The 15,981-nt window shown below is 72.8% G+C and carries 8 protein-coding genes; 3 read left to right on the forward strand and 5 right to left on the reverse strand.

Annotated features, from left to right (window positions below; translation table 11 throughout):
* Together H7A69_RS06910 and H7A69_RS06915 are read right to left on the reverse strand one after the other, a co-directional pair.
* On the reverse strand, window positions 1-3,941 hold a 3,941-nt coding region (locus tag H7A69_RS06910), incomplete at its 3' end, for a hypothetical protein (RefSeq protein ID WP_411469352.1).
* A gap of 263 nt (window positions 3,942-4,204) precedes the next feature.
* On the reverse strand, window positions 4,205-8,224 hold the full coding sequence (locus H7A69_RS06915) for a hypothetical protein (RefSeq protein ID WP_182046388.1): 4,020 nt from the start codon (window positions 8,222-8,224) through the stop codon (window positions 4,205-4,207).
* Between the two features lie 307 nt (window positions 8,225-8,531).
* On the opposite strand from H7A69_RS06915, the gene H7A69_RS06920 reads away from it, so the two are divergent.
* Entirely contained in the window at window positions 8,532-9,362 is an 831-nt protein-coding gene (locus H7A69_RS06920; protein WP_182046389.1) for an aldo/keto reductase, read from the forward strand.
* A 194-nt stretch (window positions 9,363-9,556) separates the two neighbouring features.
* Window positions 9,557-11,479 (forward strand): hypothetical protein, encoded by a 1,923-nt coding sequence (locus tag H7A69_RS06925; RefSeq protein ID WP_182046390.1) that lies wholly within the window; start codon window positions 9,557-9,559, stop codon window positions 11,477-11,479.
* Between the two features lie 57 nt (window positions 11,480-11,536).
* Here H7A69_RS06925 and H7A69_RS06930 read toward each other — a convergent pair whose 3' ends face one another.
* Window positions 11,537-12,685 (reverse strand): class I SAM-dependent methyltransferase, encoded by a 1,149-nt coding sequence (locus H7A69_RS06930; protein ID WP_182046391.1) that lies wholly within the window; start codon window positions 12,683-12,685, stop codon window positions 11,537-11,539.
* A 146-nt stretch (window positions 12,686-12,831) separates the two neighbouring features.
* On the opposite strand from H7A69_RS06930, the gene H7A69_RS06935 reads away from it, so the two are divergent.
* Complete coding sequence (locus H7A69_RS06935) at window positions 12,832-13,488, forward strand: GntR family transcriptional regulator (protein WP_182046392.1); 657 nt, start codon at window positions 12,832-12,834, stop codon at window positions 13,486-13,488.
* A gap of 252 nt (window positions 13,489-13,740) precedes the next feature.
* On the opposite strand, the gene H7A69_RS06940 is transcribed toward H7A69_RS06935, so the two are convergent.
* Together H7A69_RS06940 and H7A69_RS06945 are read right to left on the reverse strand one after the other, a co-directional pair.
* Window positions 13,741-15,447, reverse strand: a complete 1,707-nt coding sequence (locus H7A69_RS06940; RefSeq protein ID WP_182046393.1) for a hypothetical protein — start codon at window positions 15,445-15,447, stop codon at window positions 13,741-13,743.
* Between the two features lie 70 nt (window positions 15,448-15,517).
* Window positions 15,518-15,928, reverse strand: coding sequence for a heat shock protein transcriptional repressor HspR (locus H7A69_RS06945; protein ID WP_182046444.1), 411 nt, complete (start codon window positions 15,926-15,928; stop codon window positions 15,518-15,520).
* Between the last annotated feature and the right edge of the window lie 53 nt (window positions 15,929-15,981).

Here is a 15,981-nt window from a genome sequence, read left to right on the forward strand (position 1 = left end):
GTCCGCAGCTGCTCCGACGACACCGCAGCACCCTGCGGGGCCTCGTCCGCACCCGCGCTGGCGGGTCCCGCGGTCGCGGGTCCGGTCCGGATGATCGTGGTCGGCCCACCGGTCTGTCCGGTGGTCGCGTCGCTCTCCACGACCGAGTCACCGTCTGCGCGTGCGACGTGACCCGTGACCTGGCCGACGAGCACGACCTCGCCTGCCGCGGCCTCCGCGTCCGTCACGGTGTGCGGCGCCGACGTCGCAGCCGTCCGGGCGCCCGGTTCGAGGACCGTGTGCTCGAGGTCCATCGCCACCGAGCCGTCGTGCGGCGCGAGCCCCTCGGCGGTCAGGTTGCCGGTGTTGACCACCGTGTACCGGATGCTCACCTGGTCGCCGGGACGCAGCACCCGATCGGCGGGCGGAGCCACCGGCCGTCCTGCGCTGTCCTCCACGACGGCGGTGCCGGTCAGGTCCAGCGCACTCGCTGCGGTGAGTCCGACCCGCACCTCGTCGCGGGCGTCGGCGGCGAGCTCGTCCGGGCCCGCCGCGTCGACGACCGCCGCCACGGTGACCTGCCCACGCTCGACGTCGCTCTGCGTGAGGACGTACTCGGGCACGGTGCACTCGACGGACGCGCCGGGCGCGACGGGTGCCGCACCACAGTCGACGGCGAGGTCCGGGAGCTCCACGACCTCGCCGGTCACGGACGCGATCGTCACGTTCCCGGTGTTCGTCACGCGGACGCCGACCGTGACGCGGTCGCCGGCTCGGGGCACAGCGGACTCGGAACCGGCGAGGTGCGCGAGCACCTCGGCGTCGACCGCCGGCGCTCGGTCGACGTCGACACCGGCGCCTGCCGATGCCGTCACGCGACGCCCGTCAGCGCCGGTGGCCGCAGCGGTGACCGCGAAGTCCACACGACCGCCGTCGACGTCCTCCTGGGTCAAGCGGTACCGCGACGCCGTGCAGGTCGCGTCGGCTCCCGGCGCGAGCGTGTCGTCGGCGCAGGTCACGACGAGGCCCTCGCGGCCCTCGACCGCTGCCGTCAGCCCGTGCAGGGTCACGTTGCCGGCGTTGTGCACCAGCACCTCGACCTCGGCCTCGTCGCCGGCGACCGGCGCCGCGTGGGCGCCGTCGACGAGCGCGGCGGTTGCGCGCGAGGTGATCGCCGGGGCCCGCACGACGGTCAGCGTCGTGGACGCTGCGGCCTCGGCGCGCTCGCGGTTCGTCCCGGTGGCGGCCACCGTCGTGTCGAAGCGCACGGACCCGGCGTCGACGTCGGCCTGCGTCAGCGTGTAGGACGCGCCCGCGCACGTGGTCCGGGCACCCGGTGCGAGGACGTCGTCCCCGCAGTCCATCTCGAGGCCCGCACGGTCGACCACCGCGGCGCGGACCCCGGTGACCGTGACGTTGCCCGTGTTCCGGACCGTCATCCCGACCGTCGCCGTGTCCCCGGCGAGGGGCACCTCGTGCTCGGTCGCGTCGAGGACGCTCGTCGCCGAGGCCGTCAGGGCCGGCACACGGGCGAGCGTGACCGACGCGCTGTCGGTCGTGCTGGCGTCGCCGCCCGGGCCGGTGGCGCGGACCTCGACGGTGTACTCCACGGCTCCGGCGTCGACGTCCCCCTGCGTGAGCACGTGGTCGGCGAGGGTGCAGGTCACCTCGGCCCCGGGTGCGAGCGCGTCCTCGGGGCAGTCCGTGGCAGGGCTCCGGCCGTCCACCTCGGCGACCACGTCGCGGAGGGTGACGTTGCCGCTGTTGCGCACGAGGACGTCGAGCGCGACGCGGTCCCCGGCGTGGGGTGCGGAACCGTCGTCAGCGAGGGCGGCGTGCGCGACGGCGGCGAGGCCCCGGTGCTGGTCGACGGTCACGGTGGCGGTGTCCGAGGCGGCGACGTCCTGACCCTTCGGCCCGTGCGCCGTCACGTCGGCGGTGACGTCCACCGTGCCGCGGTCCAGGTCCGCCTGCCGGATCGTGCCGTCCTCGACGGTGCACTCGACCTCGGCTCCCGGTGCGAGCGGCCCGTCCGGGCAGTCCACGGCGTGTCCGGCGTGGTCGGCGACCGTCGCCTCGAGGTCCGACAGCGTGACGTTGCCGGTGTTCCCCACGACGAGGGTCGAGGTGATCGGGTCGCCCGCCGCCGGACGGTCACCCGTCGGCTCGACGGAGGACGTGAGCGTGGATCCGACCGCCGGGGCCTGCGCCACGGTCTCCTGCGTCGCCGAGGCGTTCGCGGTCACCGTGTCGCCGCTCGCGCCGGTGCCGTGCAGGACCGCCGAGAAACCGAGTGACCCCGCGTCGACGTCGTCCTGCGTCACCGTGTGCGTGCCCTCGACCGCACACGCGATCGACGCACCCGGCGCGAGGGGGCCGTCCGGGCACGCTGCAGCGAACTCGGGGCGGTCCGCGACGACGACCGTGAGGTCAGCGATCGAGACGTTCCCGGTGTTGGTGACGACCGCCTCCAGACCGACCTCGTCCCCGACGCCCGGACGCCCGTCGACCTCCGGGGTGACGGTGAGGACGGCTGCCGGCTGACCGACGGTCGTCGCGACGGATGCTGCGGCCGACGCCGACACGTCCTGTCCGAGGCGGGAGGACGCGTGCACCGCGACGGAGTCGGTCACGGTGCCCGCGTCGAGGTCTGCCTGGGTCACGGTGTGAGCCGGCTCGGCACACTCGGTCCGCGCGCCGGGCTGGAGTTCCCGTACCGTGCACGCCCCGGTGCCCCGCTGGCCCTCGACCGCGAGGTCACGGACGACGACGTTGCCCTGGTTCTCGACCGTCGTGACGAACGTCACCGTCTCGTCGAGGTCGGCGACCGCGTCGCCGTTCCCTCCGCTGAGGTCCGCGCGCTCGGACGCCGCGAGGACGTTGTGCTCGGGCTCGAAGGTCACCGAAGCGTCGACGTCCACGTCGAGACCGGACACGCCGGAGACGTCGGACGACGACGTGGCGTACGTTCCGGGGCTCGCCGCGACGACGTCGAAGGAGACCTCGCAGTCTGCGGAATCGATCGCCAGGTCACCGCGTACCGACACCGAAGCAGCGCCGGCGGCGATGTCCGCGCCGACGTTCGCGCAGGTGGTCTCGGTCTTCGCGTCGTCGGCGACGGTCAGGCCGTCCGGGAGGCGCTCCGAGAAGGCCCAGCCGGGCTTGCCGCCGCGCTCGGTCGTGTTGACGACGCGCATGGTCATCCGGGTCGGGTCGCCGATGACGGGCGTTCCGCCGAAGGAGCTGACGAGCGTCGGGGTCGAGTCGACGATCGTCACCTGGTCGATGGCGCCGTCGTTGCCCTCGGAGGCCGTCTGCTTGTTGACGAGTCGCCAGCGCAGCTGCTCACCCTGGAACAGCACGCCGCCGCTCGAGACGAACTCACCGCCGCGGTAGGCGTTCCCGTCGACGTCGTAGGGCTTCGAGCGTTCGTCGTCGCACGGGTCGATGGGGCGCTCCGACACCGGCCGGTCCTCGTTCCCGTCGACGAGGCGGAAGTCGAGCAACGGGTGCGCGTACCCCTTGCACGCACCGGCGGCCGCGTTCACGCCGAAGGACACGAAACGGCCGCTGGCGCCGAGGGAGAACGGGTCCTTCGACTCGATCTGCACGCCGTCGACCGGCAGGGCCTTCGACGCCGTCCAGGCGCTGATCGCGTGGTTGTTCGTCGGGTCCTGCCCTGCGATCATGCCGAGGACGCGACCCAGCTCTCGGAGCGGGTCGTTGCTGCGACAGCCCGGCATGTCGGCGCTGGCGGCGCTGGTGATGATGCCGTTGCACTGCGCGGCATCGATCCAAGCGGGGTCGGCGGTGTAGGTCTCCCCGGCTGCGCCGGTGTAGGCGTCGAGCATCACCGGGGTCTTGTCGAGACCGTTCTCGAAGTCCTCGACGAAGAACGGGCGTGGATCGTGCGCGACGACCGCGGAACCGTGTCCACCGTCGGGGGCCGAACGGGGTGCCATGGGTGCAGCCGATGCGGCTGCCGCCGGGACCGCACCGATCATCGGTGCGGCGACGGCAGCGAGCGCGGTCACGGCTGCGGAGAGGGCGGGCAGCGTGGAGCGCCCCCGAGAGCGGATCAGCAAGAGTCCTCCTGGATCAAAGCAAACGCATATCAGTATATTGTATACGTTGGATATGCTCCGCCGGAGGGTGGCAGCGGGACCGCCCGGTGCCCAGCACAGGCTGAACGGAGCGGTCCCGCTGCCGGGGGCGTCCGGACGACTCAGTCGCTCGGGCGCACCGAGCCCCCCGCTCCCCGCGAGCGGCGCCGTGCCCGGGCGAGGAGCAGGACGCCGCCGAGCAGGAGGGCGGCGCCCGCGGGGAGCGCGGCTCGGAGGACCTCGGTCCCCGTGAACGCGAGCGCGCCGGGCCGAGCCTCGACCAGCACCTCGTTGGGGACGACCTGCGAGACGACCCGCACCGGCCGCGCCTCGACCGAGGCCGGGCTGTCATCGTCCGGCTCCGCTCCCTCCGCCGTCGCGGCGAGCGGTGTCGCCCCGTGTCCCTCGGTCTGCCCGGTCGTCGCCGACCCCCGGACCTGCTCGGTCGCGCCGTCTGCACGGGTGACCCGACCCTCGGCCTGCGAGCGGAACAGCACGTGACCGGCGCGCACGTCCGCATCGGTCACCGTGTGGAAGCGCCCCTCGCAGGTCGTCTCCGCACCCGGGGCCAGGGTCGCCGCCGCACAGGACACCGGTTGCCCGTCGCCGGTGCGGATGCCGTGGACCTCGAGGTTGCCGGTGTTCTGCAGCGTGCCGCGGACCGCGACGACGTCTCCGTCGTGGAACACCTCGTGCGCGCCGGCCGCACGGACCGTGCCCGATCCGGTGCGGACCACCGGGGACATCCGCAGGTCGAGCCGGTTCGCCGCGAGCAGCCCCACGCGCACCTCGTCGCGGTCGGTCGCTTCGTGGTCGTCGGGCCCGGTACCGGTGCCGACGAGGACGAAGGGGACGACACCCTCCTCGATCTCGCTCTGCGTCAGGACGTGGTCCGTGACGGTGCACACGATCGACTCCCCCGGCGCGAGCGGGTCCGCGGGGCAGTCCACCGCGCCGTCGGCGAGCTCGACCATCTCGGCGTGCGGGTCACGCAGCGTGACGTTCCCGGTGTTCCGGAGCGTCGCGGCGAGTTCCACGAGGTCACCTGGTCGCGGGACCTCGTGCTCCGAGGCCGCGAGGTGCGCGGACAGCTCCGCGTCGAGCAGGGCGCGCCGCTCGACGTCCACCCCGGCGGTGGGCGAGGCGGTGGCCTGCCGGTCGTCCGCCCCGGTCGCGGTGACGGTGAAGGCGAAGTCGACCCGTCCGGCGTCGACGTCGTCCTGGGTAAACGGGTACCCGTCGACCTCGCAGGCGACCTCCGCTCCGGGTGCGACCGGTCCCGCGGGGCAGCGCACCGTGGTGCCGGGTCGGTCGACGACGAGCGCCGAGGTGTCCCGGACCGTGGTGTTGCCCGTGTTCCGGACGACCAGGGTCAGCGCCGTGCCGTCGCCGGCGCGCGGCAGCGCGTGCTCGACGGGGGTGAGGACCGCCGATGCCGACGCCGAGATCGCCGTCGCCCGCGGCAGGGGCAGGTCCGTCGGCGCGGTGGCGGTCACCTCGGCGTCCGACGGCGCGGAGCCGCGGCCGTCGACGTCGAAGTGGACGGTGCCCGCGTCGATCTCGGCCTGCGTCAGCGCGACGCGGTCCACGGTGCAGGTCGTCCGGTCGCCGGGCGCCAGGTCCTCGTCCGGGCAGTGCACGCGCGTGTCCCCACGGCCACGGACGACCGCGGTGACGTCGTGCAGGGTGACGTTGCCGGTGTTCTCCACCGTCGTCGTGAGCTGTGCGTCGTCCCCGGCGAACGGCACCTCGTGCTCGCTCGGTGCCAGGGCGCTCGTCGCGCCCACCGCGATCGACGGCGCCGCAGCGAGCGGGACGGCCGTACGGTCGTCCGCCTCGACGGATCCGCCGTCCGGAGCGGTCGCGACGACGTGCAGCGCGAAGCCCACCGACCCCTCGTCGATCTCGCGCTGGGTGAGGACGTGGTCCTCGACCGCGCACGCGAGCTCGGCGCCCGGCGCCAGCGCCCCCTGCGGGCAGGTCGCCTCGACACCGGTCGGCCGCGGGTCGTGCACGGTGACGTTGCCGGCATTGGTCACGACCGCCGTGAGCCGGACGTGCTCGCCGGCCCGGGGCGCCCGGTCCTGGTCCGCCCGAACGGCGGTCAGGGTGGTGGTGATGCGCGCCTCCTGGGCGACCGCGAGCGTCGTCGCGTCCGTCGCCGAGACCGTGGCGCCGTCCGGTGCGACGCCCGTGGACCGCACGTCGAACCGGACCGCGCCGGCGTCGACGTCCTGCTGGGTGAGGGGGTACCCCGACGTCGCACAGTCGACGGAGGCGCCCGGTGCCAGCGGGCCGGGCGGACACGTCGCGGTGATGTCCTCGGGACGGGTGAAGGTGCTCGCCGGGTCCGTCAGGGTGACGTTCCCGGTGTTCGTGACGCGCACGGACACGTCGGCGACGGTGCCCGGCGCGGACGCCGCACCGTCGGGCAGGGCTGCCGTCACCCGCGTCCCGACCGCCGGAGCCGGTGCGATCGTCGGCTGGTCGGCCCGTGCGACCCCGCGGACGTCGCCGTCCCGCGGGTCCTTCGCCACGACGGTCGCCGCGAACGGGACGCTGCCCCGATCGACGTCCTCCTGGGTGACGGTGTACCGCCCGTCGACGGCACAGTCGACCGCGTCACCCGGCGCGAGCGGCCCGTCCGGGCAGTCGACCCGGAACCCGGGGCGGTCGTCGATCGTGGCCGTGGGGTCGTGGAGCGTCACCGTGCCGCTGTTGCGCACGCGCAGGCGGAGTCCGACGGTACCGCCGACGCCCGGGGGTCCGTCGTCGACGACGGTCCGCAGGGTGGCCTCGACGGCCGGAGCGGACGCGGTCGTGTCGACGGACGCCGAGGCCGATCCGGTCACCGTCGCTCCCCCACGCGAGACCGCGGTCGCGTCGACCGTGTCGTCGATCCGCCCCGCGTCGAGGTCCGACTGGGTCACCGCCCGCGCCGGTGACGTGCAGGACGTCGAGGCACCCGGAGCGAGCTCGTCGGCACCGCACGTCACCGTGCCGTTCCGCCCGGTGACCGCGAGGTCGTGGACCGGGACGTCGCCGTCGTTGCGGACGGTGCTCGCGAAGGCGACCTGCTCGCCGAGGTCGGCCACGTCGTCGTCGTTCCCGTCCGTGAGGACCGCCCGGTCGGTGACCGCGAGGGCGTTCCGCTCGGCGCGGAAGGTGACGCTCGCGGGCTCCGGCAGGTCGACACCCACGTGCTCGGTGACGTCGTCCGCGGTGATCGTGTACGTCCCCGCGCGGTCCGCCACGACGTCGAAGGAGACCGTGCAGTCCGCGGCGAGGCGGGCGAGGCTGCCGTTCCGCACGGCGAGCGCGTCGCCACCCGCCGGGGCGGAGACGGTCGCGCCCTGGCACGTCGTCTGCATCTTCGGGTCGGGGGCGATGTGCAGTCCCTCCGGCAGGTCCTCGGCGAACGACCACCCCGGCTTCGATCCCCGCTCCGCGGTGTTGACGACACGGGCGGTCATGCGCGCGGTGTCCCCGACGAAGGGCTCACCGGCGTAGGCGTTGGCGAGCACCGGGGTGGAGTCGAGCACGGTGACACCGTCGATCGCACCGTCGTTCCCGCTGTACGAACCCTGCTGGTTCCGGAGCCGCCACTGCACGGTGTCGCCGCTGAAGAGCAGCCCGCCGCTCGACGTGAACCTGCCCGCCCGGTAGCTCTGCCCGCCGAACGAGTACGTCGCACTGCCCTGCTCCGTGCAGGGATCGATCGCGTGGTCGGACACGTTCCGCTCCGTCGCGCCGTCGACCAGGCTGAACGCGAGCTTCGGGTGCGCCCACTCGGGGCCGCACGACCCGGCCGCGGCGACGACGCCGAACGAGATGAAGCGCCCAGACGCGCCGACGCGCGTCGGGGTCGTCGGCTCGACCTGCACCGCGTTCACCGGGACGTTCCGGTCCTCGGTCCAGGCACTCACCGCGTGGTTGGTGCCCGGGTCCGTCCCGCCGGCCTGTCCGAGCACCGAGGCGAGTCCGCGGATCTCGGCGTTCCGCCCGCAGGCGCTCACCGCCGTGCTGCGCGCGCTGGTGACGATGCCGTTGCACTGCTGGGCGTCGATCCACTGCGGCGCCGCGGTGTAGTGCTCGCCGTTCCGCCCGACGTACTGGTTCAGCATCACTGTTCGGGTGCTCATGCCGTTCTCGAAGTCCTCCGAGAACAACACCCGCGGCTGCGCTCCCGGGACGACGTGGACGCCGCCCCGGGACGCGACCGGTGGGAGGGGAGCCGCGGGAGCGCCCTGGGGGGACAGGAGCGCTCCCGCGACGACCGCCGCGACCGCACCGACGGCCGCGATGGTCCTGGTCACCGTTCGGCGACAGGCGCCTCGTCGTGATCTTTGGTATGTGAAATGCACAACTCCTTCGTACCGGGTGGGCGTCGACCTGTCCGCCTGAACGTTCCCGGGAAGCACCCTGGGGGCGCTTTGGTTGCATGGGGACATGACCGTTCCGAACATCACCCTGAACGACGGCAAGACCATCCCGCAGCTCGGCTTCGGTGTCTTCCAGATCGACCCTTCGGACACGAAGGAGGCCACCCTCACCGCGCTCGAGGTCGGCTACCGCCACATCGACACCGCCGAGATGTACGGCAACGAGAAGGAGGTCGGCGAGGCCATCGAGGCGTCCGGCATCCCGCGCGAGGAGATCTTCGTCACGTCGAAGCTCAACAACGGCTTCCACGACCCGTCCCTCGCCGCCGAGAACGGCAAGAAGTCGGCCGACCTGCTCGGCGGGTACACCGACCTCTTCCTCATCCACTGGCCGCTGCCGACCGTGTCGGACTTCGTCCCCACCTGGAAGGCGATGGAGGAGCTCTACCACGCCGGCACCGCCCGTTCGATCGGCGTGAGCAACTTCCAGGCACACCACCTCAACCGCCTCGCGGCCGAGACGACGATCACCCCGGCCGTCAACCAGATCGAGGTCCACCCGTACCTCGTACAGGACGAGCTCCGCGCCTACGGCACCGAGCACGGCATCGCGACCGAGGCGTGGTCGCCGATCGCCCAGGGCCTCGTGCTCGACGACGAGACCATCACCCGCATCGCCGGCGCCACGGGCAAGACCCCGGCGCAGGTCGTCCTCCGCTGGCACATCCAGCGCGGCGACATCGTCTTCCCGAAGTCGGTCACGCGCTCGCGCGTCGAGGAGAACTTCGCCATCTTCGACTTCGAGCTCTCGGACGACGACATGACGGCGATCACCTCGCTCGACAAGGGCCACCGCACCGGCCCGGACCCGGACACGTTCGACTACGTCCCGGCCTGAGTGCCGACGGTCGCGGAACGCGACCGCACGACGGACGGGAGGCCCGTGGCTGCGCAGCCACGGGCCTCCCGTCCGTCGTGTGCGGACGTACCGGCCCTGCCCGCGTAGTGCACGCGCTCGAGATAGTTTCGGTATTCAACATACAACATGGGTCCTCGACCGCGACGTCTCCGATCGCGGACAGGAAGGAACCCATGCGCAAGATCACCCGCGCCGCAGCCGGCACGGCACTCGGCCTCGTCCTCACGTCCTCCGGTTTCGTGGCGGCGACCGCCGCCCACGCCGACACGGACCTACCGGCCATCCCCGGCGCGTCCGCCGAGCGCCCGATCCCGGACAGCTTCACCGGCTTCTCCGAGATCCAGGGCGCACCGAGCACCAGCGAGCGCGACGGGCTCAGCGTCTTCGGGGCGGACCGCTCGAACCCGTCGATCGCCGTCACGAGCTCAGTGACGAAGGGTCGCCTCGAGGTCGTCGACCAGCGCGGTCGTCTGCTCTGCAGCGGTAGCAGCGCTCCCGCCAACGCACACCTGTACTCGTGCGACCTCGCGGCGATCCCGTCCGGGCCGCAGGTGATCACCGCTGCGGTCGTGAAGCCGAACGGGCACTACAGCGAGCCCGACCAGGCGCTGCTCGACGCGTACGCCGCTGCTCCGGTCGTCACCGCGACCGAGCGCAAGGGCGACGACCTCGTCCTGCGCGGGAACGCCAACCGGGGCATCCGCGTCGAGGCCTCCCTCGACCGCAAGGAGATCATCGCATCCGGTGACGCGGGCACCGACGGCCGTTTCGAGGTCCGGGTCCCCGGCGGCGCCTCCGCGAAGCAGGTCGCACTGCGTGCGGTGAACGACGACGTGCCGGCGAGCACCCCCGACCACGACCACTTCGCCGTCAGCGGCTGGACGGACGTCACGCCGGCGACCGGCGGCGAGCAGCCCGGCGAGGGCCAGTCACCCGTCGAAGCCGTCACGAACCTGCACGACGGGGACACGGTCGACACCGCGGAGCCGGTCTTCGAGGGCACCGCTCGCCCCAACGGCCGCGTCCGGATCGACACCGGTTCACTGAGCGGCCTGGCGATCGGCATCGCGACGGCCGACGAGCACGGGAACTGGTCGACGAAGGCCAGCTTCCTGCGTCCCGGTGACAACGCGCTCTCCGTCTCCTACGAGCGTCCGGACGGCACGTGGCGCACGGCGCAGAGCCTCCTCGTCCACTACGTCCCGAAGGTCGACCGGTTCACCGTGCAGACGCCGGCGAACGGCAGCACCGTGACCGAAGCCCGCCCGAAGATCACCGGCGCCGGCGCGCACGCCTACTCCCCGGTCGATCTGCAGACCGCTGACAGCTACCGCCCGATGGGGCACGCCCGGACCGACGCGAGCGGCGAGTTCGTGCTCGACGTCTCCGAGGACCTGAAGCCCGGCGTGAACGAGCTGACCGCGTCCTACCAGGACCTGAACGGCAAGTGGAAGACCGAGTCCTACACGCTGACCTACGACGACGGCAAGGGCGGCGAGCAGCCCGGCGACGGCAACGGCGGCGAGCAGCCCGGCGACGGCAACGAGGGCGGCCAGCCCGGCGACGGCGGTACCGAGGAGCCCGGCGACGGCGCGTCCGACACCGCCTTCAGCGCCGACGCGCTCCGCGTCAGCGACCGCCAGGTCGACGTCGGCGTCCACGGCCCGAAGGGCACCGAGGTCACCGTCTCCGCCAACGGCGAGAGCAAGAAGGTGACGCTCGGCGACACCGACTACGGCAACACCCTGATCACCGCACCGAAGAAGCTCACGACGACCGTGACGGTCACCGCCACCATCGCCGGCGAGCAGGTCGAGCGCACGCTGACGATCGGCAACGGCGACCACGCCGCCGACGCGCTCGAGGCCGAGGTCACGAGCACCAGCGCGCTGCTCGGCTCGGCGAAGATCACCGTCTGGGGCCTGCCCTCGGGCATCGGCGGCCTGCAGGCACGTGAGGGCGACCGCACGCTGGCCACCGGCGTGATCAAGGACGACGGTGAGGGCAGCATCTCCGTCTCCGGCCTGATGAAGGGCGACCACGTGATCACCCTCGTCTCCGGCGGCAAGCAGACGCAGGTGTCCGTGCACATCTGACGCTGACCGCACAGCGAGGCCCCCGTCACCACGGTGACGGGGGCCTCGTGCGGTCCCTCAGTCCGAGCGTCGCGACGCGGTCACCGTGAACTTGTCGGTCCGGACCACCTGTCGCGTCGGCCCGACCAGACGCTCCAGCACCGGCCGGTAGCGCAGGTGCGAGTTCCAGACGCACCACAGTTCGCCGCCGGTCTGGAGGACCGTGGCCGCGTTGCGGAACATCGCCTCCGCCGCGTCGGTGCTCACCGTCGTGCCCTCGTGGAAGGGCGGGTTGCAGAGCACGAGCCCGGCCGAGCCGGAATCGAGCTCGTCCCCCGCGTCCGACCGGACGACCCGGACCCGGTCGGCCACGCCGTTCGCCACAGCCGTCGCCCGCGTCGACGCGACCGCGATCGCCGACACGTCGGTCGCCACGACCCGCACGGACGGGCGCCGCCGGGCCAACGCGGTCGCGATGACCCCGTTCCCGCACCCGAGGTCGACGGCGACCCGCGCCGACGGCACGGCGTCGTCGACGACACCGAGCAGCACGCGCGTGCCCTGGTCGAGCGACGTCCCCGCGAACACCCCGCCGTGCGCGACGAGCGTCATCCCGAGCTCGTCGACGTGCACCGAGCGCGGCCAGGGGTTGGTGGCGTCCGCGCGCACCGCCGTCGCGCGGAGGGGGTCCTGCGCCACGAGCAGCCGCGACTTCCCCCGCCCCCGCGAGGCGGTGACCTCCCCGAAGTACCGGCGGAGCACGTCGTTCTGCGACAGGTTCATGTGCTTCGAGACCCCGCCGCAGAGCAGCACGACGTCGGGCGCCGCCCACCGGGCGACCGCCCGGGCGAGCTCGTCGAGCCGGTCGTTCGACTTCGACAGGCGCAGCAGCACCAGGCGGACGTCGCGGAACGCCTGCTCGAGCGTCTCGGTGAGCACGAAGCCGCTCCGCCCGAAGGTGCCGGCGTTGGCCTGGAGTGCGCGCACGCCCACCAGCGAGTCCTGGACGACCCGGACGCCCGAGGCCCCGTGCACCGTCATCGCCCCGAGGGTGAGCACCCCGTACCGGTCGTCGACGACCGCGACCTCGCCGGGCTGCCGGAGCGCGTCCCCGTGCACGTGCGGCGCCTCGTCGAGCAGGAAGCGGTCGGTGCCGTCGATGGCCACGAGGTCGGGCTCCTCGCTGGCCGGGGAGCGCCGGAAGTGGTCGGCGAAGTCGAATGGCACCGCCCCAGGGTACCCAGCGCCACCCGCACGCCCGCGCGCCGGCGGGAACCAGCGGTATATCACCGGGGTCACTGGTATCCCAGCGTCGTACGCTCGGAGGAGACCGCCGGACGGACGACCAGCGGCACGACGAGCGAGAGGGGCCGATGTTCGCTTCGCCAGACGCCGTCCTCCGTCCCCGCCTGCGGGACCAGGCACGGGAACGACTGCGTACCGAGATCATGAGCGGCGTCCTCGCCCCGGGCACCCTGCTCGACGACGAGCAGCTCGCCCTGCGGCTCCGCTGCTCCCGGACGCCCGTCCGAGAAGCACTGTCGGACCTCGGGCACCTCGGACTCGTCGAGTTCCGGCCGAACCGCTACACCCGCGTCACGGTGCCCCGTCGCGACGAGCTCGTGCCGACCCTGCAGGCGCTGGGTCTGCTCTTCGGCGGCGTCGTGCGGACCACCATCGGCGACATGGAGGACCGTGACCGTGCAGCGCTCTTCCGCCGCGTCGGCCTGGTGCTCGACTGCATGGCGATGCCCACGTGGCAGTGGGGTGCCGACGCGATCACCCCGGTCTACCGGACGTTCATCACCGCGTGCGACAACCCGCTGCTGGCGTCGACCCTGAGCGGCGCCCTCGACGGCCTGACGTACCGCCTCCGGCACGACGAGATCCGGACCGCGCTGCCGTGGGAGCACATCCGCAACGGGCTCGTGGCGCTCCGGGTCGCCATCGACTGCCGTGACGGGCGTCTGGCGGAACGGGCGACCTGGACGGTGCACCTGCTGCAGGACCCCGACCGCGGACGGGCCTGACGTGTGCGGCACCTGCCTCCGAGCCGTGATCGCCGACGTGCGGTCCCGCCGGACGGCGCGCTGCCTACCCGAGGACGAACGACCGGCACCGCGCCGGTGCCCGGTGGTCGATGCCACCCTCGACGACGTCCGCTCGGACCCGGAGCCCTGACGATCCCCCTCCCCGACCCGCGGTGGGTGCCGGACGAGGACGGGCCCGGGAACGCACCGCTCGGTGCGCTCCCGGGCCCGTTGCGACGGTCGGGTCCTCGATCAGGACGTCGACACGACGAGCACCCGGTCGGTCGTCGTGTTCGCGCCCTTCGAGAGCGCGGTGGCGACGAGCCGGTGCTCCTCGATGGTGAGCGGTGTCGTCGTGATCGCCCACCTGCCGTCCGCGTCGGCGGTCACCGTCCCGTACCGGTCCGCGTCGCCGTCCTCACCGAGGCTGACCCGGGCACCGGGCTCCGCCGTGCCGCTGACCCGGACCGTGTCCCAGACCGGGGTGATCTGGAACCCGTCGGCGGGCGAGTAGATGCGCACGCCGTTGCCGTAGTCCACCGGGACCTCGACCGAACCGGTCGGCTGTCCCGAGGTCGTCTGCGTGACCGTCAGGGTCTTCGCTCCCGAGGCGTCCGGCGCCGGGATCGTCACCGACCACGTGCCGTCGGACGCCACCGTCACCGGCTGGGGCACGAACCACGCTCCGCCGATCGAGACGGTGGATCCCGCCTGCCCCGTCCCCGAGAGCGTCGCACGCTGGGTGACGTCCTCCGAGAAGCGCACGGCGGCGGTGAACGGCCTGCCGACGACGGTCGTCGTGGTGCGCGCCGTCGTGTCGAAGGTCGCGTTCGTGAAGCTCCCGGCGAGCGTGCCGGTCATCGCACCCGAGGTGGTGGCGACGTCCGCCGGCGTCTCGACCCGGAAGGTGAAGCGGAACTGCTGACCCGCGGCCACGTTCCAGTTGCGGTTCCCCAGCTGGTACTCGTACCGGGTCCCGTCGGGCGAGCGCTCGCCGCCGACGATCGAGTTGCCGCCGAAGGTCCGCCAGGTGTCGCCGTCGAGGTACTCACCGCGCTGCTGGTCCTGCCCGGGTGCGAAGGCCGTCCCCGCCGGCGCCTGCACCGTCAGCCGGCCGTTCGGCGTCGTGAACGCAGACTTCGCCGTGTAGGTCACGGACACGTCCGACGTCCCACCCCGCGTGAGCTCGGCCGTACCCGTCTCCCCGACGATCTGGTCCGTCTTCACCGGGTCGACGATCGTCACCGTCGCGCTCTGCTCGTCCACGAACTGGTCACCGACGTACTGCTGGATCGTCCGCGTGTTCGACCCGAGCGACAGTCCGCCGATCGTCGCCGCCCAGAGCCCGTTGCCGTCCGCCTTCGTCAGCTCACCGCCACCCGCGAGCCGGATGGAGGCGTGCTTCGTCGCCTGACCGGCGACGGTCATGGTGCGGGCCGCGTCGTTCTTGCTCGTGGAGTTGATCCGCAGCGGAGCGGTCTCGTACGGCCGGGTCACGGTGCCGAGCCGGACACCCTTGTTCGAGTTCCAGTACCAGAAGAAGCCGTCGTACACCACGCTGTACACGGTCCCGGCGTCCCGGGTCTGGCCCTCCGCCCACGACGACGGCCACGGGACGAAGTAGCCGCCCGTCGTGTCGACCCGGTTCGCGATGCGCTCGCCGTCACGGTCGATCAGGCTCTTGACGTTCCAGCACGCCCCGGTGCACTGCGGCTTGGCGAAGACGTAGTAGCCCGAGGCCGCTGACCGGACGCTCACGCCGGACGGTGTCTGTGCGAAGGCGAACTCGCGCGGCTGCACGTGGTGGTCCGGAGACGTCCGTGCGCCGGTCGCGGCGTCGAACAGCTGCTCGGACGACGCCTCGGGCACCGCAGAAGCGCCCGTGGCAGGGCTGACGAGTACGAGGGCGAGCGCGGCGCAGGTGATCGCGGCCAGACGCCGCAGGGACGGTGTTCGCAAGGGTCCTCCTGGTGGTCGGTGGGGTCCGAAACGGACGCCTCCACTGAACCAGAAGGTGGAATACGGTGTTTCAGTGCTGCGGTCGGTAGAGCACCACCGCGGTGTTCCGCTGGGGGCGCATACCCGCCCGCAACGGCACGGCGCCGCCGGTCGTCGTCGCTGCGAAGACGCGAGCGCCCGGCCGGGCGATGAGCTGGTCGGCCAGCGCCCGCTCGAGCTCGCGGACACGATCACGCAGCAGCTGGTTCTCGTTCTCGAGGTCGAGCACCCGCCGGATCCCCTCCAACGACACTCCCTCGGAACCGAGCCGCGCGATCTCGCGTAGCTGCGCGACGTCGCGCATCGAGTACCGGCGGGAGCCGCCGCGAGTGCGGCCCGGCACGACCAGTCCGAGCCGGTCGTACTGCCGCAGCGTCTGCGGGTGCATCTCCGCGAGCTCCGCCGCCACCGCGATCGCGAAGACGGGCGAGTTCTCGTCCATGTCGGTCATGGTTCGTTCCTTTCCGTCGTCCGCGTGGTCCGGAAACCAGTCCG

Source organism: Curtobacterium sp. ME26, from assembly GCF_903970945.1.
GTDB lineage: Bacteria > Actinomycetota > Actinomycetes > Actinomycetales > Microbacteriaceae > Curtobacterium > Curtobacterium citri.